The organism is Chryseobacterium sp. T16E-39 (genome assembly GCF_002216065.1).
Lineage (GTDB): Bacteria > Bacteroidota > Bacteroidia > Flavobacteriales > Weeksellaceae > Chryseobacterium.
Genome location: NZ_CP022282.1, coordinates 4,608,743 through 4,628,583, shown reverse-complemented (window position 1 = coordinate 4,628,583; position 19,841 = coordinate 4,608,743). Strand labels below are relative to the sequence as shown.

General features: G+C 34.8%; 17 protein-coding genes. 11 read left to right on the top strand and 6 right to left on the bottom strand.

What is annotated here, in order from left to right; genetic code table 11:
* Positions 1 to 9: 9 nt before the first annotated feature.
* On the bottom strand, positions 10 to 1,368 hold the full coding sequence (locus CEY12_RS21115; protein WP_089029536.1) for an AAA family ATPase: 1,359 nt from the start codon (positions 1,366 to 1,368) through the stop codon (positions 10 to 12).
* 117 nt (positions 1,369 to 1,485) lie between these two features.
* Here CEY12_RS21115 and CEY12_RS21110 point away from each other — a divergent pair, with 117 nt between their 5' ends.
* From CEY12_RS21110 to CEY12_RS21100, 3 genes are all read left to right on the top strand, one after another.
* Positions 1,486 to 2,397, top strand: coding sequence for an ABC transporter ATP-binding protein (locus CEY12_RS21110; protein ID WP_089029535.1), 912 nt, complete (start codon positions 1,486 to 1,488; stop codon positions 2,395 to 2,397).
* On the top strand, positions 2,390 to 3,235 hold the full coding sequence (locus CEY12_RS21105; RefSeq protein WP_089029534.1) for an ABC transporter permease: 846 nt from the start codon (positions 2,390 to 2,392) through the stop codon (positions 3,233 to 3,235). The genes CEY12_RS21110 and CEY12_RS21105 overlap by 8 nt, the downstream gene beginning before the upstream one ends.
* Positions 3,236 to 3,362: 127 nt before the next feature.
* Positions 3,363 to 4,016 carry a hypothetical protein gene (locus tag CEY12_RS21100; protein WP_089029533.1) on the top strand — a complete coding sequence of 218 codons (654 nt, stop codon included), beginning with the start codon at positions 3,363 to 3,365 and terminating at the stop codon, positions 4,014 to 4,016.
* Between the two features lie 183 nt (positions 4,017 to 4,199).
* On the opposite strand, the gene msrB is transcribed toward CEY12_RS21100, so the two are convergent.
* From msrB to CEY12_RS21080, 4 genes are all read right to left on the bottom strand, one after another.
* Complete coding sequence (gene msrB, locus CEY12_RS21095; protein ID WP_089029960.1) at positions 4,200 to 5,285, bottom strand: peptide-methionine (R)-S-oxide reductase MsrB; 1,086 nt, start codon at positions 5,283 to 5,285, stop codon at positions 4,200 to 4,202.
* A gap of 17 nt (positions 5,286 to 5,302) precedes the next feature.
* Positions 5,303 to 5,752, bottom strand: a complete 450-nt coding sequence (locus tag CEY12_RS21090) for a DUF417 family protein (RefSeq protein ID WP_089029532.1) — start codon at positions 5,750 to 5,752, stop codon at positions 5,303 to 5,305.
* Positions 5,753 to 5,832: 80 nt separating this feature from the next.
* The gene (locus tag CEY12_RS21085) at positions 5,833 to 6,105 is read right to left on the bottom strand and encodes a hypothetical protein (RefSeq protein ID WP_089029531.1); all 273 of its coding nucleotides are present in this window, start codon (positions 6,103 to 6,105) and stop codon (positions 5,833 to 5,835) included.
* Between the two features lie 11 nt (positions 6,106 to 6,116).
* Positions 6,117 to 6,671 carry a sigma-70 family RNA polymerase sigma factor gene (locus tag CEY12_RS21080; protein WP_089029530.1) on the bottom strand — a complete coding sequence of 185 codons (555 nt, stop codon included), beginning with the start codon at positions 6,669 to 6,671 and terminating at the stop codon, positions 6,117 to 6,119.
* A 352-nt stretch (positions 6,672 to 7,023) separates the two neighbouring features.
* On the opposite strand from CEY12_RS21080, the gene alaS reads away from it, so the two are divergent.
* The 4 genes from alaS to CEY12_RS21060 all read left to right on the top strand — a co-directional run bounded on the left by alaS (position 7,024) and on the right by CEY12_RS21060 (position 13,966).
* Complete coding sequence (gene alaS, locus CEY12_RS21075; protein ID WP_089029529.1) at positions 7,024 to 9,627, top strand: alanine--tRNA ligase; 2,604 nt, start codon at positions 7,024 to 7,026, stop codon at positions 9,625 to 9,627.
* Positions 9,628 to 9,824: 197 nt separating this feature from the next.
* Positions 9,825 to 12,239 carry a DUF5686 family protein gene (locus CEY12_RS21070; RefSeq protein WP_089029528.1) on the top strand — a complete coding sequence of 805 codons (2,415 nt, stop codon included), beginning with the start codon at positions 9,825 to 9,827 and terminating at the stop codon, positions 12,237 to 12,239.
* Positions 12,240 to 12,249: 10 nt separating this feature from the next.
* Entirely contained in the window at positions 12,250 to 12,486 is a 237-nt protein-coding gene (locus tag CEY12_RS21065; protein WP_089029527.1) for a hypothetical protein, read from the top strand.
* Positions 12,487 to 12,496: 10 nt separating this feature from the next.
* On the top strand, positions 12,497 to 13,966 hold the full coding sequence (locus CEY12_RS21060) for a M28 family peptidase (RefSeq protein WP_089029526.1): 1,470 nt from the start codon (positions 12,497 to 12,499) through the stop codon (positions 13,964 to 13,966).
* A 289-nt stretch (positions 13,967 to 14,255) separates the two neighbouring features.
* Here the strand turns inward: CEY12_RS21060 and folP are convergent, their stop codons facing one another.
* A complete protein-coding gene (gene folP / locus CEY12_RS21055; protein WP_089029525.1) occupies positions 14,256 to 15,029 on the bottom strand; it encodes a dihydropteroate synthase in 774 nt (257 codons plus the stop codon).
* A 563-nt stretch (positions 15,030 to 15,592) separates the two neighbouring features.
* Here folP and CEY12_RS21050 point away from each other — a divergent pair.
* From CEY12_RS21050 to CEY12_RS21035, 4 genes are all read left to right on the top strand, one after another.
* Positions 15,593 to 16,159, top strand: a complete 567-nt coding sequence (locus tag CEY12_RS21050) for a DUF1599 domain-containing protein (protein ID WP_089029524.1) — start codon at positions 15,593 to 15,595, stop codon at positions 16,157 to 16,159.
* A gap of 1 nt (position 16,160) precedes the next feature.
* Positions 16,161 to 17,270, top strand: coding sequence for a BT_3928 family protein (locus CEY12_RS21045; RefSeq protein ID WP_089029523.1), 1,110 nt, complete (start codon positions 16,161 to 16,163; stop codon positions 17,268 to 17,270).
* Positions 17,271 to 17,335: 65 nt separating this feature from the next.
* On the top strand, positions 17,336 to 17,686 hold the full coding sequence (locus CEY12_RS21040) for a TerB family tellurite resistance protein (RefSeq protein ID WP_089029522.1): 351 nt from the start codon (positions 17,336 to 17,338) through the stop codon (positions 17,684 to 17,686).
* A 28-nt stretch (positions 17,687 to 17,714) separates the two neighbouring features.
* Positions 17,715 to 19,841, top strand: a complete 2,127-nt coding sequence (locus tag CEY12_RS21035) for a S9 family peptidase (RefSeq protein WP_089029521.1) — start codon at positions 17,715 to 17,717, stop codon at positions 19,839 to 19,841.

Genomic DNA, 19,841 nt, shown 5'->3' with positions numbered 1-19,841 from the left:
GGTACACAACTACCCTTTATCTTCTTCGTCTTCCCCATTGTGATGGAAACCTATTGCTCTGGTAGGTTCTTCTACCAATTTGTAAGTTTCAAGTTCAGTTCTCAGGGACTTTATCCTGTACTGGAAGTCATCAAAGTTATTAATGATTGTATCATTTAAAAATTGTTCAACCTGCTGCAGATACTCTTCTGTAAGTTTACCTGCAGCATCTCTTAATGCTCCATTTAAAAGAGTTCCATCAATAACCAGTTTTTCATTTTTTGTTCGCTGATAAAGTTTCTTGATCCTTTTTTTCAGGCTCTGTGTAAAATCCATCAGCATGGTATTGCTAAAAGCTTTCATCTTGCCAGCTGTTTCACTCCAGAAAGGCACTTTATCCGCTTTATTATTTTTCAGGATCTTATAAAGTAAAGAGTCACTTTCCAATCCTTTGGTCATGCCATAAAGGATAATCTCCGAACGCTCTGAAGCATTGGGTGGAAAAACCGGGATCATAACATCAAACCTTCCTGGAGCCAATATCTCTTCATCTATTTCAGAAACTGATTTGGCTGATCCGACCATAAGAACATCTTCTTTAGCAAACTTTCCAATATAATGCAAAACAATCTCCTGGGTTTCCAGATTACAGGAAGCCACGTTATTTTCTGCATTTCTTTCCATCATAATTTCATCAAAATCATCCATGAAAAGAAGCACTTTATCTTCTGTCAGCATATTCATCAGGAAATCGTTGAAATTTGTTTTATTCCCATCGATCAAAGATGTTCCGAGATAATGTTTTTTAACTTCTTTAAACTGATAGCTGATTATTTCTGCAATTTTATTCGCCCAGAAAATTTTCCCACTTCCAGGAGGTCCATACAGAATAATTCCCGCAGGTTTATTAATCCCCCAATCTTTAATCTGCTGTTTATCTAAGAAAGGTTCTAAAACACTGGATATATAAAAGAAAAGATCTCTGTAGCCAATAAAATCCCGGTGCTGGAGACTGGTTTTATGTCCAAAATAGTTGTATACGAACTGATAATTACCGCCTAATTTATTATCAATTCCATAACTTGAAATTGAGGAACGGAAAAATCCGTTATCAAAAATATTCGGCGTAGAATCCTGTATTGCTTTTTCTACCTTTTCTTTAGGCTGATTGATTGTTTCTGCAATTTGCTCCAGCGTTTTATGCTTATCCAGATCTTTTTCGTATCGTTTTAGAAAATCTACATTTTCCCGGGCAAATTTTTCAAAATCCTGTTTGATCTCAAAATTAGTACTCATACAGATTCCTAATTCAAGATCAAAATCCTGGATAAATTGTTTGATCGCTTCTGCGGAAATATTTAATTCTTTTGCAAGGTCAATTAACTTCATATTCACGAATTATACGATCAAATTTAATATTTTAATCTTAAAAAAGATCAGACAAAATGATTAAATATTGTAACATTCTCTTAAAAACAAAGACTACTACTATGTAAAACAAATTACATGGAAAAAGTTTTGTCAGTAAAGAATTTAACTAAAAAATTCAAAAGAGTTGTTGTGAACAATATCTCCTTCGATGTGGAAAGAGGTAATGTTTATGGTCTGCTGGGACCCAATGGAAGTGGAAAATCCACTACATTTGGAATGCTTCTTTCAACAATAAATCCCACCAGTGGCGACTGGTATTGGTTTGGAAAAAAAGGGACAGATCCCGATACCCTAAAAAAGATCGGAGCGATTATTGAGCAACCTAATTTTTACCCTTACCTAAGCGCTGAAACCAATTTAAAGATCGTAGCTGAAATTAAAGGTGCACCTTATGAAAGGATTGACGAAGTCCTTACAACGGTTAATCTTATCGAAAGAAAAAAAGATACTTTTAAAACGTTCTCACTGGGAATGAAACAGCGTTTGGCAATTGCTTCAGCGATGTTGAATAATCCTGAAGTAATGATCCTGGATGAACCCACCAACGGGCTTGATCCAGAAGGTATTATTCAGATTCGAGAAATCATATCTAATATTGCGAAAAAAGGCATTACCATTATTATCGCAAGTCACCTTTTGGATGAGATCGAAAAAATATGCAGTCATGTTATTGTTTTAAAGGAAGGAAATTCAATTTACAGCGGCCGGGTGGATGAAATCACCAATAATAAAGGCTTTTTCGAATTGAAAGCAGACAACAATACCGCACTTTTACATGCCCTTGAAGAGCTCCAATGGTTCAGTTCTGTGAATATGGAAAATGATATTATTAAAGCTCAGATTCGTGAAGACGCTTCTATTTCCGCTTCAGCCTTAAATCAGAAATTGGCAGAAAAAGGTATTTTCCTGTCTCATTTGTCCAAGAAAAAACTGTCTCTTGAAACTCAATTCCTTGAACTTGTAAAAAACACGAATACCCATGCTTAAATTATTAAAACTTGAATACTACAAAAACCTGAACTACAAACCGTTCAGAGTTTTTACGATATTATACTTTGCAATTTTGGTAGCCCTTCTTTTTATCGGACTCGTGGATCTTGACATTTTTGGAGCCACTATTAATTTAAAAGAGCAGGGAATCTATAATTTTCCTGAAATCTGGAATTTCACTACCTGGATCGTAGCATTATTAAAGATCTTTCTAGGGCTGATCATTGTTTTTTCGATCTCCCAGGAATTCAGCAACAGAATGTTTAAGCAAAACACCATTGACGGGTTGAGCAGAAAAGAATTTATAGGATCAAAGCTACTGATGATCACTATTTTCACGGTTGTTTCAACGGTTATTGTCTTTATTATTACACTTCTCTTAGGTTATAAATATTCTAAAATAACCGACTCAGCAATGGTTTTTAAAGAAATGTTCTTTATTGGAAACTATTTTGTGAAGCTATTTGCCTTTTTCTGCTTCCTGATGTTTCTTTCTGTACTTTTAAGGAAATCGATGTTTGTATTTCTTGGTTTCTTTGTGTATTGGATTGGTGAAGGAATCTTAACAGCTGTCGAAGTATTTTTAAAGGTTCGCGGTACACAGGAACTGGAAAGAATGAAAATCCTCAAAGAAGATTTTTTCTTTACACACCTTTTACCATTAGACAGCATGTCTAACCTTATACCTAATCCCATCATGAGATTAAATATGGCAAAAATGATAGGAATGAAATATGAGTTCACCTATCCTACTGAAAGCTTAATTGCTTGTATCGTTTGGAGTGGACTTTTTATTTTTGGATCTTACTGGATCTTGAGAAAGAGGGATTGGTAGTTTTTTCTTAATTTAAAGGTTAAAAGATTAAAAGATTGAAAAATTAAAATATTAGAAAGTGGTTCATTTTGAATCACTTTTTTGTTTATGTGCTCTAATTTTTTCTAATTTTATCAAAATGCTAAGGATGAAAAGAATATATTATGTTCCGGGATTAATAAGTGCTGTACTTATTCCATTCTTATTCTGGTATTATGCCGGTCAGAGAGCCCATCTTCCATATACTTTTTTAGAATTCGGACTTCCCTCCAAACATAGATATAATGACAGCATAGATAATACGTTTGAATCTTTCAGAACTTGGAAGTTTAAAAAAATCATTGTACAACCAAATACTGCGGTACAAAATCAGCAGTATTATATTTCGGAGCTTAAAAAGCTTCAGAAAAGGAATGAAAGAGAAACAGGTATAGAGTTTATAATTGGAGATAAAAACACTTTACAGGATTTTACCACATTAATAGATGCCATGAGTTTGGCAAAACAAGAGGCCTATGGATTGGACGTTGGCAATACGGATCATTTTTTTGCCATTCATTTTTATAAAGACCCTAATGAAAGAATTCACCCTATTTGTGGCGGTACAGTTGGAGATGTTAATCATAATTATAAAGCAGAAAATTATTATACAGGGTATCAAAAATTTGAATACGAGCTCAAACAAGTCCCTCAACAGGCATATTATGTAATTTTCGGATTCTTACTATTTCTGAATATTTCAATGTTGAGTATTAATGAAAATTTTCAAATTAACAAGAATCCCTTTAAGTACATACATTGAGCGATAGTAATCAACCAGACCTTGTCATTCCACAGGAATCTAGATCAGCTATTTTGATTTGTGTGGTGAGATCCCTATGGAATGACAAGTACACTCTATCAACTCACGCTATGTTTTAAAAAAGTGTTTATCACAATTAATTGATACAATAAAAAAAGGTTGCCTTTCGGCAACCTTTACAATTTATTTTTTATCCAATAACGGAAGATATTCAGCATATCCTTTTTTCTCCATTTCAGCTTTTGGTATAAACTTAAGAGAAGCACTGTTGATACAGTAACGTAGACCTCCTTTATCCTTAGGTCCATCTGTAAAAACATGTCCTAAATGAGCATCCCCTGTTTTGCTTCGAACTTCCACTCTGGTCATACCAACAGACTTATCAATTTTTTCTTCAATGACTTTTTTAGTAATTGGTTTTGAAAAACTTGGCCATCCACAACCTGATTCAAATTTATCCGTTGATATAAACAATGGTTCTCCTGTGGTAATATCTACATAAATCCCTTCACGAAACTCTTTATCATATTCATTTTGAAAAGGTCTTTCTGTAGCATTTTCTTGCGTTACGCGGTATTGCTCATCAGAAAGTTTTTCTTTTAAAACCTTTTTATCCTGCTTCTGATATTTAGCTTTTGGAAGAGGATTCGCATTCCTGGCCATTTCAAAAAGCCCCGGTTCAATGTGACAATATCCGCCTGGATTTTTATCAAGATAATCCTGATGATAATCTTCTGCTTTGTAGAAGTTTTTCAATGGAATTGTTTCCACAACAACCGGCTTTCCGTAATTTTTAGCCAACTTTTGAACTTCTTCTTTTACAATAGCTTCCGTATCTTTATCAGTAGAATAAATTCCTGTTCTATACTGATCCCCTCTATCATTCCCCTGCTGGTTCAAACTCGTTGGATCAATTGTTTTGAAATATAGATCGATAAGTAGTTTTAAATCCACTTGTTCAGGATCATACTTTACTTTTACTGTTTCTGCAAAACCTGTCGAATGACTTACTACTTCTTCATAAGTAGGATTTGTTTTATTCCCGTTGGCATAACCAACTTCTGTTCCTACAACGCCGCGAATCTGTTGGAAAAAGTGCTCTGTTCCCCAAAAACATCCACCTGCAAAATAAACTTCTTTTACATTTTTACTGTCCATATTGGTCTCATTTTCTTTTTTAATTTCTGTCGATTTCTTTGAATCGCCACAACTTCTTGCAAATACGGCAATACCTAAAACTACTGCCAGTAATATTAATATACTTTTCATTTTTATCTTTTTATTCATTATTTATTTTTTTGAAATATCATTAATCCAAATCCTAAAAGCATCAGGTCTTTGAGAATAAAGAAATCCGTTACGGGTACTCCATCCACCACTTTCCAGATTCCGGGCGTTGTAAATAAATAGCTTAAAGTAACGAGGAAAGTAACTATCATTCCTATTCCAGCATACTTCTTCAGAGCTACAAATTTCGGACTAAATATGAGTAGTAATGCAATGATAATTTCTATCGTTCCGATAGCATTTGATACTGTTTGGACACTTGCTATTTTATATACGAAAAAAGTAAGAAAATGGTTTTCAACCAGGCTTTTTATTCCTTGCGCTTCGGTCGGGGTAAATTTGAAAATTCCAATCCACAGTAAAATAAGCGCTGCTCCATAAAGAGAAATATAATAACCAAGCTTATACGTCGGGTATTCTTTGGCTAGTTGTTTAGATGTTCCGTTCATTTTTTTAAGATTTTGAATGACTACTTTATTATTTTCAAAAGTATAGTCGGAACAGTTTCAAAATCCTGACAGAATTTTTATTAAAAATCTATTTTCTTAATTAAACCCTCTTTAAACTCTTGAATATCAGCATCATTAATTTTATCATTTTCTTTTGGGGTAAAAGTTCTTTTCATGATATCATCAAGAAGCTCCAGTTTTTTTTGATAAGCCCGGCACCATTTGCAAATTCTTAAATGCATAGAAAGTTTCCGATCCTCTTTTGGAGAAATGGATCCTGCATTTTTCTTTTCCATAAGTAATGTAGCTGTACTACAGGGAAGAAACAATAAGTGTATAATTTTCCTAAGCATTTTTAAATAGTTTATGATTTTGCAAACCAATTAAAATCCAGACACTCTCGCAGCTGCATTCTACTTCTTTGTAAAATCTTCCACAGGTTAGTCGTAGAAATATCCAATTCCTGACTTACTTCGGGAGCTTTTTTTTCCTGAATATAATACATTTTCAGTGGAATCTTCCATCTGGAGGGCAATTCCTCAATGCATTCTTCAAGAGTTTTATTAAAATTGACATCATCCAGAAGTTCAGGTTCTTTATCTGAAATATTCCAGTCGTTCAACACATTATTATTTTTCCATGAACCTGTTTCATCAAAAAAATGATCGAGCCTGATCTGTGGCTCTGACTTATACTTTCCACGATAAAAATCGGCAACTTTCCGATTAAGAATGGTGGTAAGCCACGTCAACGGCTGGCTTTTCCCTTCAAAAGACTCGTATGATGAAAGTGCTGAGAGAAAAACTTCCTGAACAACATCTTTTGCATCATCTTTGTCTGAAAGAAGATACATTGCTCTTTTCAGAAGAGATTCAGAATACTTTTCAACCCAGCTCTTCAGGACTTCATTTTTCTTCATAGTCAACTTTTATCTTTTCAGATACTCACGAAGATAGTAAGTTAAATGGAAAAGTACAAGAAAATATACAGCATGAAAATTCCTTTTCTTTAGAGGTGGAGAAAATTTTAAAAGAATTTTTGAGAGGGGTGTTTTCAATTATATTTTTCGTCTAGCCCCGATTGCAGCATTTGTTTGAGCTCATTTTTCTTTGCAAAAGAAAAATAGCGAGTGCGGAAAGCGGGAAATAGCTCCTCAAATTGTTTCAGACTATTGATACAAATCTTTTCAAAAGTATTAATAAATTAAAACTGAATCACCTAAAAACATTAAATTTGCATCTTATCTTAAAAGCAAAGCAATATACATACTTATGACATCACAAGAGATACGTCAAAAATTTTTAGATTATTTTAAAAGTAATGACCACCTTATCGTTCCTTCAGCACCTATCGTGTTGAAAGATGATCCTACCTTAATGTTTTCCAATTCAGGAATGACGCAGTTTAAAGATTTTTTCTTAGGGTATAAAACACCTACTGCCCCTAGAATTGCCGATACTCAAAAATGTTTGAGAGTATCCGGGAAGCATAATGATTTGGATGATGTAGGTAGAGATACCTACCACCACACGATGTTCGAAATGTTAGGAAACTGGTCTTTTGGTGATTATTTTAAAAAAGAGGCTATTGCTTTTGCCTGGGAATTGCTAACCGGAGTTTATGGAATTCCGAAAGAAAATTTATACGTAACCATTTTTGAGGGAGATGCTTCCGAAAACCTGGAAAGAGATCAGGATGCTTATGATTTCTGGAAATCTCATATTTCTGAAGACAGAATTATCAATGGAAACAAAAAAGATAATTTCTGGGAAATGGGTGAAAGTGGGCCTTGCGGACCATGTTCTGAAATCCATATCGACCTTAGAACTCCTGAAGAAAAAGCAAAAGTTTCCGGACTGGAATTGGTAAACAACGATCACCCGCAGGTGGTGGAGGTCTGGAATCTGGTTTTCATGGAATTCAACAGAAAGGCTGACAAAAGCTTGGAAAAACTTCCACAACAACATGTTGATACCGGAATGGGATTTGAGCGTCTTTGTATGGCTTTACAGGGAAAATCATCCAACTATGATACCGATGTTTTCACGCCGCTTATTGCTAAAGTTGAAGCACTTTCAGGTAAAAAATATACCGGAATTTTAGAAGACGAAAAAGATATTGCTATCCGTGTGGTAGTAGATCATATCAGAGCTGTTTCTTTTGCAATTGCAGATGGGCAATTACCATCCAATGGAGGTGCCGGATATGTGATCAGAAGAATTTTAAGAAGAGCAATCTCTTATTCTTATCGATTTTTAGAAATGAAAGAACCTTTCCTTTTCGAACTGGTATCAGTGCTTAAAGATCAGATGGGACCTTATTTCCCTGAATTGGAAAAGCAAGGAAATCTTGTGACAGAGGTTATTAAAAGTGAGGAAGAATCATTCCTGAAAACAATTGAAAGTGGTTTGGTAAGAGTTGAAAGACTGATTCAACAAACCATCACTGATAATTTAAAAGTATTACCTTCTGTAGAAGTTTTCGAGTTATATGATACGTATGGTTTTCCAGATGATTTAACAAGAATCATTGCAGAAGAAAAAGGATTGACCATCGATGAGGAAGGATTTAAAGCTGAAATGGAAAAACAAAAGCAGCGTTCTAAAAAAGATTCTGCTTCAAAAGTTTATGACTGGGTAGTTTTGGAAGAAAAACCGGAAACTTTTGTTGGATATGATCAACTTGAATCTGAAACGTATATCACAAGATACAGAAAGGTTGAAAATAAAGACGGAGAATTTTATCAGGTAGTTTTAAGCAACTCTCCTTTCTATCCTGAGGGAGGTGGACAAATTGGTGATAAAGGTATTTTAGAAAATGCTACTGAAAGCTTTGAAGTATTGGAAACTAAAAAGGAAAACGGATTGATCATTTCACTGATCAATGGTCTTCCGAAAGATGCAGGAGCTGTTTTTTATGCTAAAGTAAATGCTACAGATAGAAAAAACTCTCAGGCCAACCACTCTGTCACTCACCTTTTGCATGAAGCTTTAAGAGATGTTCTTGGAACTCATGTTGAACAGAAAGGATCTTATGTGGGACCTGACTATTTGCGTTTCGACTTCTCTCATTTCAATAAAATGACCGAAGAGGAACTGGCTTTAATAGAAGAAAAGGTCAATCAAAAGATCAAAGAAAGCATTGCTTTACAGGAATTCAGAAATATTCCTATTCAGGAGGCTATCGACAAAGGGGCAATGGCTTTGTTTGGTGAAAAATATGGGGATAGTGTGAGAATGATCCAGTTTGGAAGTTCAAAAGAATTATGTGGAGGAACGCATGTTAAGAACACCAGCGAAATCGGTCACTTTAAAATCACTTCTGAAAACTCTGCGGCTGCGGGAATCAGAAGAATCGAAGCTATTTCCGGAGATCAATCTGCTGAATATTTTAAAAATCTGGAAAAGCAGATAACAGAACTTTCTCAATTGCTAAAATCTAAAGATGTTGTACGGTCTATCGAAAAGTTAATCGAAGAAAATACTTCTCTAAAATCTGAAGTGGAAGCTTTCAAGAAAGAAAAAGCCAAAGGAGAAATCGGTGATTGGAAAAATGCTTATGAACAGAAAGGAGATAAACAATTACTCGTTAAGAAAACTTCATTGGATGCCGGTTCTGTAAAGGATATTGTTTTCCAGTTAAAAAAAGAGATTCCAACCTCAGTAACGATCATTCTATCCAATGCTGATGATAAACCAATGATCACTGTAGGAGTGTCTGATGACCTTGCTGCAAGCTATCAGGCTGGGGCAATTATAAAAGAGCTCGCTAAAGAGATCCAAGGTGGTGGAGGTGGAAACCCTGGTTTTGCGACCGCGGGTGGAAAAAATCTAGCTGGGTTAGAAAATGCTTATCAAAAAGCTTTAAATATTTAAATAGCAATATTTTAACAATAATAATAAAAACTTCCAAAATTCCTGGAAGTTTTTTTATTTGCTCTAATCCTTATAAATAAATTTATTTACATTTCTATCAAAACAGAGCTTTTCCTAAAGATGAAAATTATATTAATAACTATATCAAAACTTTTTCGGAACAAGAAATATCATTAATTTTGATTTACATTTATTGCATGAAAAGGGTTTTAATTATTATATTTTTCTGGACATTTATTTTTGGTTTTTCACAATCAAAAATTAAAGTCATCGATGAAGTAGACAAAACACCGATTCTTAATGCAAAAATATTCTGTAATGATAAGCTTCTGGGTCAAACGGACTCAAATGGTATTTTTGAATTTAAAACCAAATGTAAAAGCATTGAAATCCAGGCAGATCATTATCAGAATGAAATTGCTTTAATAGAAGATTACATAGAGGTTTCACTCCTAAAAACCTCTTCAAAGACTACCGCCATTGAAACCGTGATCTTACAGGATAAAAGTGACCCCAGAGCACTCGAAATCTTAAAGAAGGTCAACAAATACTTTAAAGATAATTCTCCTAAAAGTCTGGGCTCATACACTTACAAATCGTATGAGAAAGTTTCGCTGGATATCGATGAAGACAGCATTACTCAGTTCAATCAATTTTTTAATGACACCAACTTTTTCAAAAAGAAAAGAGAAAAAGATTCATTAAATAATATTTCCGCCAGAAAGATATTCTCAAAAAGTAAATTGTTTCTCTGGGAAAGGGCTCAGGAATTTTTATATTCAAAAAAATATGGTGAGAAGATCAATATCTTAGATAACAGAATCTCCGGTCTTAAACAGCCTATTACTGAAATGATCGCTTTACAACAAAGTAACAGAGACCGTATTCCTAATCAGGTCAAACAGGAAAACCGGGGTTTATACCGGTATTTTCTTACTGATACGATAGAACTGGACGGGAGAAAGAATTTTGTGATCCGTTTCCGTGAAGTGAACTACAAAAAATCTGATAAAAAAAGAAAGTTTAACGGAGCTATTTATATCGATACAGAAACGTATGGTATTAAAAAAATTGAAAACATCAGCAAAAATAAAAACGACGGAATTATAACCAGTACGTGGATCTTTTATAATAACAAATGGTTCCTAGCCCATGAAAAGGTAAAACTTCGGATGAGCAAAATGGCCGTGAAAGATGAAACCAAAGAACATTCCGAGGACGCTTCTGATAAGAAAAATAAAAAGAGTTTTGGCACCTATGCCTTTCTCACCTCCAGGTATTTTGATTTCGAATCTCCCATTGAGGAAAACCCTAAAGACTTCAGGGGTTATACTTTTTCCGTAAAAAATGCTGATGGGAGATCATTGGACCAATACAGAACAGACCCTTTGACAGAAAGGGAAAGAAATACTTATACAACGATTGACAGCCTTGGAAAAATTTATAATATTGACAAGAAAGCAAAAATATTAACCGGACTTCTGAACGGGCAGATCAGAATGGGTATTGTAGATTTTGCGGTAGACGAAATTGTAAATTATAACTTATACGAAGGATTCAGATTAGGTTTAAAGGCTAAGATCAATGAAACCTTTAATCCCTACTTTTCTCCAGATTATTATTTTGCCTATGGGTTTAAAGATGACAAATGGAAATATGGAATTGGTTTGGACATAAAGACCACTCTTGAAAAAAATTCATTTTTCAGAATTGAATATTACAATGACGTTACTGCTTCAGGGGAATTTTACAGAAGGCTTTGGAATTTTAAGATGAGGACGATGAATTATGGAAATAACCTTAATAATGACCGATATTATCATTTCCGGGGGGCTTCCTTATCTTACCAGAATGACATTACTAATGGACTTACATTAATTTTCGCCGCGAGAAGAAATTTTGAACAGGCCATGTTTGATTACCAATTCAGAAACGGAGGTTCCTCATTTGAAAATTTCAACACCTTATTAACTTTAAAATATTCTCCGAATTCCACCAATATTATGACTCCGCAGGGAAAATCTATTATTGACCAGAAATATCCGGAGCTCTATTTTAATTATGAACAGAGTTATAAAACTTTAGGTGGAGATTTTAATTACACCCGTTTTGATGCACTTTTTGTTCATAACTTTAAAACAATTTTAGGTACGACAGGTTTTAGACTATATGGCGGAATTGTTCTGGGAGAGGCTCCGATATGGAAAAACTTCACCATGAATGGATTGGCATCTCCAAGCAGAGATATCAATTTTAACCTTACTTCATACTTAGGGTTTGCCACATTGGAAGGTGGAAAATATTATAATGATAAATTTGTAGCCTATTATTTCACCCATAAACTTCCACTTTATCTGAAAAGTATCGGACAAAATGTGTCCAGCTTTGATTTTGTCTTAAGAGGAACTATTGGAGATATGAAACACCCTGAATACCATGATTTCAAATTTAAAAAACTGGATCATTTGTATCAGGAAGTAGGCTTGGAATGGAATAACTTCCTTTCCAGTTATTTTAACCTGGGTATATTTTACAGAGTAGGATATTATACAACACCCAATTTTAAACAGAATTTTGCCATACAGTTTAAATTAAAACTGTTAGAATTTTAATAATCAAGACATGAAAAAAATAGAAATAAAAGCAGACGATTTTTTTGAGTTATTACGACTAAAAGACGTTTCTATGTGGGAGATCTTTCTCCAAATGATTGATGGTGAAGAGAAAGAGATCATTTTTATTGATCGGGAAGAAAAAATTCTTTTCAATTATATTTTACCTGCTGATAAAGAAAAACTGGAAGAAGACAGAAAAGAATTTTCAAAACAGTTTTCTGAAAAATTAGCTCCACTTAATTAATAGCAGCCCAATGAACAAGAATTATTTTTTATCCCTGTTGGGTATATTAATCCTTTCTTTTGGAAATGCCCAGAGCTATAAAAAGCCATTGGTATCTGCCATAAAGGAGTCTGATATTAAGAAAGATATGTACGAAATGGCTGCAGATCAGTTTTGGGGACGTGAAGCAGGAACCTTGAATGAACTTAAAGTGTCCATGTGGCTGGCTGATAAAGCTAAGGAAGCCGGTATGTCTCCTGCAGGCGATAACGGAACTTTTTTCCAGTATTTTGATATGTACAGGCATCAGGTGATTCCACAGAGTACCATGAAACTGGGAGGAAATACATTAAAATTGTGGAAAGATTTTCTTGTTGCGGAACCTGTAAATGCAAATCTGGATACCGAAATTGTATATGCCGGGAATACGGAACCCGAAGATTTATCAAAACTGAATCTTAAAGGAAAAGTTCTTGCTGTAAATGCTTCAGACAAAAATATAGAAAAGGAAATGACCCTTTTTGTAAGAAGATATCCCGGTTTTGTAAGAACAAAGTATTATAATACGGCTCAAAAATTGGGTGCTCAAGCTATTATTTTCATCACTGATGACACTTCTGAAAAAAGCTGGGTAGAAGTTCTACCTCAAATGACGCGAGGATCATATGGTGTAGAGGGGCTGAGAGAAACCATTACCAATAATATTCCTGTTCTGTGGATCAAAAGAGAAAATGCCAACTGGGTAAAAAATAATCCTAAGATTTCTTTAAACCTCATCACTGAAACCTATAAATATCCATCTGTGAATGTGATCGGAAAAATTGAAGGAACAGATCCGAAGCTTAAAAATGAATATGTTTTGATCAGTGGACATCAGGATCACGATGGAATAAGGCATCCCGTTAAAAACGATACCATCTACAATGGTGCCGATGACAATGCAAGCACCTGCGTTGCTATGTTAGCCATAGCAAGAGCTTATAAAAAGCAACCCGGAAAAAGAAGTGTTCTTTTTGTTTTCCACGGCGCAGAAGAAAGAGGCTTACTCGGCTCAAGATGGCACGCTTTACATCCTGTGGTTCCAAAGGAACAGATCGTTGCTGTTTTAAATGGCGATATGATCGGTAGAAATAGCCTTGAAGAAGCAGCTTTGTTAGGTGGAAATGCACCCCACAAAAATTCTGAAGAATTGGTAAAAATGGCTGAGGATGCAAACAATGAAAGCACAAAATTTAAATACCTTAAAGATTGGGATTCTCCTAATCATGCAGAATATTTCTATTTCAGAAGTGACCATCTCCCATATGCTAAAGTTGGAATTCCCGCTATCTTTTTCACGAGCGTTTTGCATGATCAGTATCACACTCCTCAGGATGAATCGGAAAACATCAATTATAAAAAGTTATACAAAATGACGGAATGGATGTACAGAACTTCATGGAAAGTAGCTAATGAAAATGAACGTCCAAAAGTGATTTCTAATTTTACACTGGAAAGATAAAAACAAACTACAGATGTAGATTTGTAATTTTAAATAGAGCTTTGCGTTAGGTTTTCTTAACGCAAAGTTTTTTTATAATACCTCAATATCTGAGTTAGCAAAAGAGATTTACTGATGACGCTGAATTCTTATAAAAAATCATAGATTTTTTTAAAACTTATGTGTACTTCTTAATTGAGATTGCTTCACATTCGTTCGCAATGACAAAGTGTTTAAAAACTTTTGTGACTTTTGTGGTTGAGCTTTTTCTACAGATTCATCAGACTGTACAGATGTTTATGGCTATTTTTCAATAATTCCCTTGTAAGAACACCTCTAGTGTTTTCTTCGCTTCTGCCACATCATGTACCCGTAAGATTTTAGCTCCTTGTTTTAAAACTTTTAAATGCAGTTTCTGAGTTTCCTCATTAATATCTAAGGGTGATTTCCCAAGCGGTTTATAAATAAATGATTTTCTTGAAATACCAATCAGTAAGGGAAATTTTTCAAAACCCAAATACTCTATTTCATCAAGCATTTTCATTTGGTCTGCCACAGCTTTTCCAAAACCAAATCCCGGATCAAGAATAATATCTTTTACTCCTTTTTGTAAAAGCTCATGAGTTCTTTCACTGAAATACCTGTTAACTTCCACTACAATATCTTTAAACTTAATGGTATCATGCATCGTTTCATAGGAAGGATTCACATGCATCAACACATAAGGAAGTTTTGTTTCTGCCGCTACATCGAACATTTTTTGATCGAATTGTCCTCCGGAAATATCATTGATCATATCAATTCCCTCATTAAAACCAAATTTTACAGTTTGAGAATAAAATGTATCCAATGAGATCAATGTTTCCGGAAAGAATCTTTTAATTTGAGAAATTATATTTCCCAGTCTTTTAATTTCCTCTTCAGCACTAAGAAATTGTGCATGAGGACGAGTCGACTGAGGGCCAATATCAATCAATCCCGCTCCCTCTTTCAGTAATTTTTCAGCATGCTCTAAAGCCAGCTTTTCCTCATTAAACCAGCCACCATCAGAAAAAGAATCCGGAGTAAGATTTAAAATACCCATTATTTTTGGGACCGTTAAATCTACGAGTTTACCATTACAGTTGATGGAGTGAAAGGGTTTGAGAGTCGGAGCGTTTGAGAGCATATTGAGTGGTGGGTTTGAGCGTTTGAGTGTATTAGGGTTTGAGTGTAGGAGTAATGGTTACGAGATTCGAGTTGTGGGTTGTGGGTTTCTAGCTACTGAATTTTAATGCAAAGCTAAGGACTAAAAGTAAGATGAGCAAGGTAATTGGTCCGTTACGGGAACAAGTAATAAACAGTTTTAGAAAATGTAGTTTCTATTCAATACTCAAAATTCTTTCAAACTCTACTATCTCAAAATACTCACTTCCACTGACTCTCTTACCTTTGCACTAAAACCCCAAATTTTTCCTACTCTCCCACTCTCTTACACTTACAGCGACTCCCTTATCTTTTAGTAAAGCTCCAATTTTTGCCTACTCTCTTACTCTCCCACACTCCGACACTCAAACCTTATGCCCTAAAGCACTCCTGTTCAAAATCACTCCCGAATTCCCACAACCTAACCCCTATTTTTGTATATTTGGGCTATTAAGAGAATTTATGTTAAAAACTTCAGTACAATTCGGGAAAATTATCAATCAGTGTCGTGATCTTTTCAGCAAAAAATTACAAGATTATGGGGCAGCATGGCGGGTTTTAAGACCCAGTTCCATTACGGATCAGATCTATATTAAGGTCAATAGGATCCGTACATTGCAGATGACTGATAAAAAAATGGTAGAAGAGAGTGAGGAAGATGAATTTATCGCGATTGTTAACTACTCAATTATTGGACTTATCCAGCTTGAAAAAGGTTTTTCCAACGACTTCAACGAAAATAATGAAGAGATCCTAAATCTTTACAACAAATATTCTGCTGAAGCACAGGCATTGATGGAAAGAAAAAATCATGATTATGGCGAGGCCTGGAGAGATATGAGAATTTCTTCCATAACTGATCTTATCTATCAAAAAGTTTTAAGAACAAAGCAGATCGAGGACAATCAGGGGAAGACTATTGTTTCTGAAGGTTTAGATGCCAATTATTTTGACATGCTGAATTATGCTGTTTTCTGTCTGATCAAATTCTCTGAAAAAGAAAATAATTTCGAACCAAAAACTATTTAAAATGATTAAAGGTGTACTTCGTTTTATTCTTGCTGTTATTTTTATCCTTTCCGGCTTTGTAAAAGCTGTGGATCTGGTAGGTTTTTCCTTTAAAATGGAAGAATACTTTTCGCCCACGGTTTTCAACATGCCGTTCCTGGAAAAATTTGCCTTACTGTTTTCAATTATTGTTGTCGTATTGGAACTTTTCCTTGGATTTATGCTGTTAATAAAACTAAAACTTAAGTTCACCTTATCTGCACTTATTGCTCTTTGTATATTCTTTGGATTCCTTACTTTTTACTCAGCCTATTTTAATGTCGTGACAGACTGCGGATGTTTTGGAGATGCTGTAAAATTCACTCCATGGCAAAGCTTCTTTAAGGATGTTGTACTTTTAATAGGATTGATTATTTTATTTGTTTTATACAGAAAGGAATTTGTAAAAAAAGATGAATACAGCAATGCGGTAGTACCCTCTTCAAACAAATTTAAATACTATATTTTAGGTGCATTTTCTTTGGTGATGATCTACATAATGGCACAAGGACTTCTTCATGAACCAATGATTGATTTCCGTGATTATAAAATCGGTACAGACCTTAAAACTGAAAAAGAGAAAATCGCTAAAAACCCTTCCGAATATAAAACCTTCTACTCTCTTAAAAACCAAAAGACAGGGGAAGTTTTAAAAGTAAATCAGGACGATTATATTAAAGAAACCAAATATTGGGCAGATGGATCTCCATGGAAGATTGAAGAAGGAAAAAATGAGTCTGTATTGATAAAAGAAGGTTATAAATCTGAAATTGTCAAGTTTAAAATAGAAGATCCTAGTGGTCTTGAGGTTACTGATGAGATCATAAAAGCTCCAAAAGCTGTTTTGGTATTTTCCTACCATCCAAAGGAAGTTCCTCAAGAACTGATTCAAAAAATAGAAGCTAAAGTGAATGCACAAAAAGGGGCACTCATTTATGGGGTTTCCACAGATCATAATACTTTCAAAACGATTAAGAATGTAATGATGGACGGGACTGCCATTAAGACTATTGCCCGAAGTAATCCTTTTATATTGGTATTACAAAACGGGAAAATTGTAGACAAACAGCCTGCAAAAGATTATATTAAATAAAGGGGAAGCATAGAATTAATGCTTATCATCCTAGTACAATTAAACACTAAACTTTAAATCAACTCATGCAAAAATCAAATAAACCCATCGCTGGTTACCACTTACTTATGATTCTTTCTTCTGTAGACGGAGAATTTGCTCCTGAAGAAGGAATGCTTGTTCAGCAATATTTAGCGGATGAATTTCCTTTTAAAATGAATTTGGATAATGAACTGGAAACAATCGCCCTTTTAAAGCCTGAAGAATGGAAAGACCATTTCGAATTTCACGCCCGCTGTTTCCATGACGATTCTACTGAAGAAGAGCGTGTAAAATTTGCAGAATTTGCCAAAACACTTATCAAAGCTGATAACAAGGTGACCGATGAGGAACATACATTCTATAAGCTTTTAAAGAATATGTGGGATCTGAATTAACATCGATATCCAAAAACAGAATATTAGCATGAAAAATTTATATTTAGGACTATTAATCATGAGTGCTTCTACCATCCAATCTCAAAAATTCCCTGACCTTAAAGCACCTGTTGCAGAAAAGAAGGAACATATCAGAATCAAACACGGAGACAAAGTAAATGATCCTTATTACTGGATGATTGACTACTTCAAAAAAGGGAAAGATTCAACAAAAGTTGTTGACTATTTAAAGGCCGAAAACTCCTACTGGGAAGGAATGATGAAAGATACTGAACCTTTCAGGGAAAAACTTTTCCAGGAAATGAAATCCAGGATCAAAGAAAAGGATGAGTCTGTACCTTCTTTTAAAAACGGATATTACTATTATACCCGTACTGAAAATGGGAAACAATATTTCAAATATTGCAGAAAGAAAGGAAACCTGAACGCTCCTGAAGAAATACTTTTAGATATTGATCAGCTTGCTGAAGGTCATCCTTATTATTCAGCCGCTGGATTTAGTATAAGTCCGGACAACACTAAACTTGTATATGGCGTAGATGATGTCTCACGAAGACAGTATAAGTTGTTTCTGAAAGATCTATCATCCGGAAAAACAACTGACCTTGGCATTAAAAATACAGAAGGTGAAGCTGTTTGGGCTAATGATAACAAAACCCTCTATTACACAGAAAATAATCCTGTAACCCTATTATCTGAAAAGATTAAAAGACATACACTAGGAACAGATCCAGAAAAAGATGTTGTGGTGTATGAAGAAAAGGATAAATCCAATTACATAGGCGTAGGTAAGTCAAAGAACGAAAAATTCATTATGATTTATTCTGCTGCGACAACATCATCTGAAACAAGATATCTGAATGCAGATGACCCCAATGGAACGTTTAAGGTTTTTCAGTCAAGGATAAAAGATGTATTGTATGATGTCACTCCCCTGGAAGATAAATTTCTGATCACAACCAATAAAGATGCCCTTAACTTTAAAGTGGTAGAAACTCCTTTAAACAAGACCGGTGTTGAAAACTGGAAAGATTTCATTCCTCACCGAAAAGAGGTATTGATGCAGGGAATCAGTGAATTTAAAAATTATCTGGTTTTCAGTGAAAGACAAAACGGCCTTTCCCAGCTGGTGATCTATGACAGAAAAACAGGCAAAAAAGAGTTTGTAAAATTTGATGAGCCGACCTATACAGTGTCTCCCGCAGGAAATCCAGAATACAATACCGATAATTTCCGTTTCGGATATACTTCATTGATCACTCCTAGTTCTCAGTTTGAACAGGACTTAAAAACCGGAAAAAGAATATTATTAAAACAGCAGGAGGTTCTTGGAGGCTATAATAAAGACAATTATGTAACAGAGAGACTTTTCGCTACGGCTAAGGATGGTACCAAAATACCTCTTTCTATTGTTTATAAAAAAGGATTTAAAAAAGATGGGAACAGCCCTCTTTTACTTTATGCTTATGGTTCATATGGAAGCTCTTCTAATGCAGCATTCAGCAGCCCGAGATTAAGTCTTTTAGACCGGGGATTTGTATATGTAATGGCACATATCCGTGGTGGCCAGGAAATGGGCAGACAGTGGTATGAAGATGGCAAAATGATGAAAAAGAAAAACACTTTTACAGACTTCATCGATGCCGGGGAATATCTGGTTAAAGAAAAATATACCTCTCCCAAACATATGTACGCGCAGGGAGGAAGTGCTGGAGGTCTACTCATGGGGGCTATCGCAAATATGAGTCCCAATCTGTGGAATGGAGTAATTGCTCACGTTCCTTTTGTAGATGTAGTCAATACGATGCTTGATGAAAGTATTCCATTGACAACCAACGAATATGACGAATGGGGAAATCCAAATAATAAAGAGGCTTATTTCTATATGAAATCCTATTCGCCTTATGAAAATGTAGAAAAGAAAAATTATCCTAATCTTTTGGTAACAACAGGCTTGCACGATTCTCAGGTACAGTATTTTGAGCCTGCAAAATGGGTAGCTAAACTGAGAGATATGAAAACAGATAAAAATGTATTGTTCTTAAAAACAGATATGGCATATGGTCATGGTGGTGCTTCGGGAAGATTTGACTACCTGAAAGATACCTCTCTGGTGTACGCTTTTATGTTTAAACTAGAAGGAATTAATCAATAA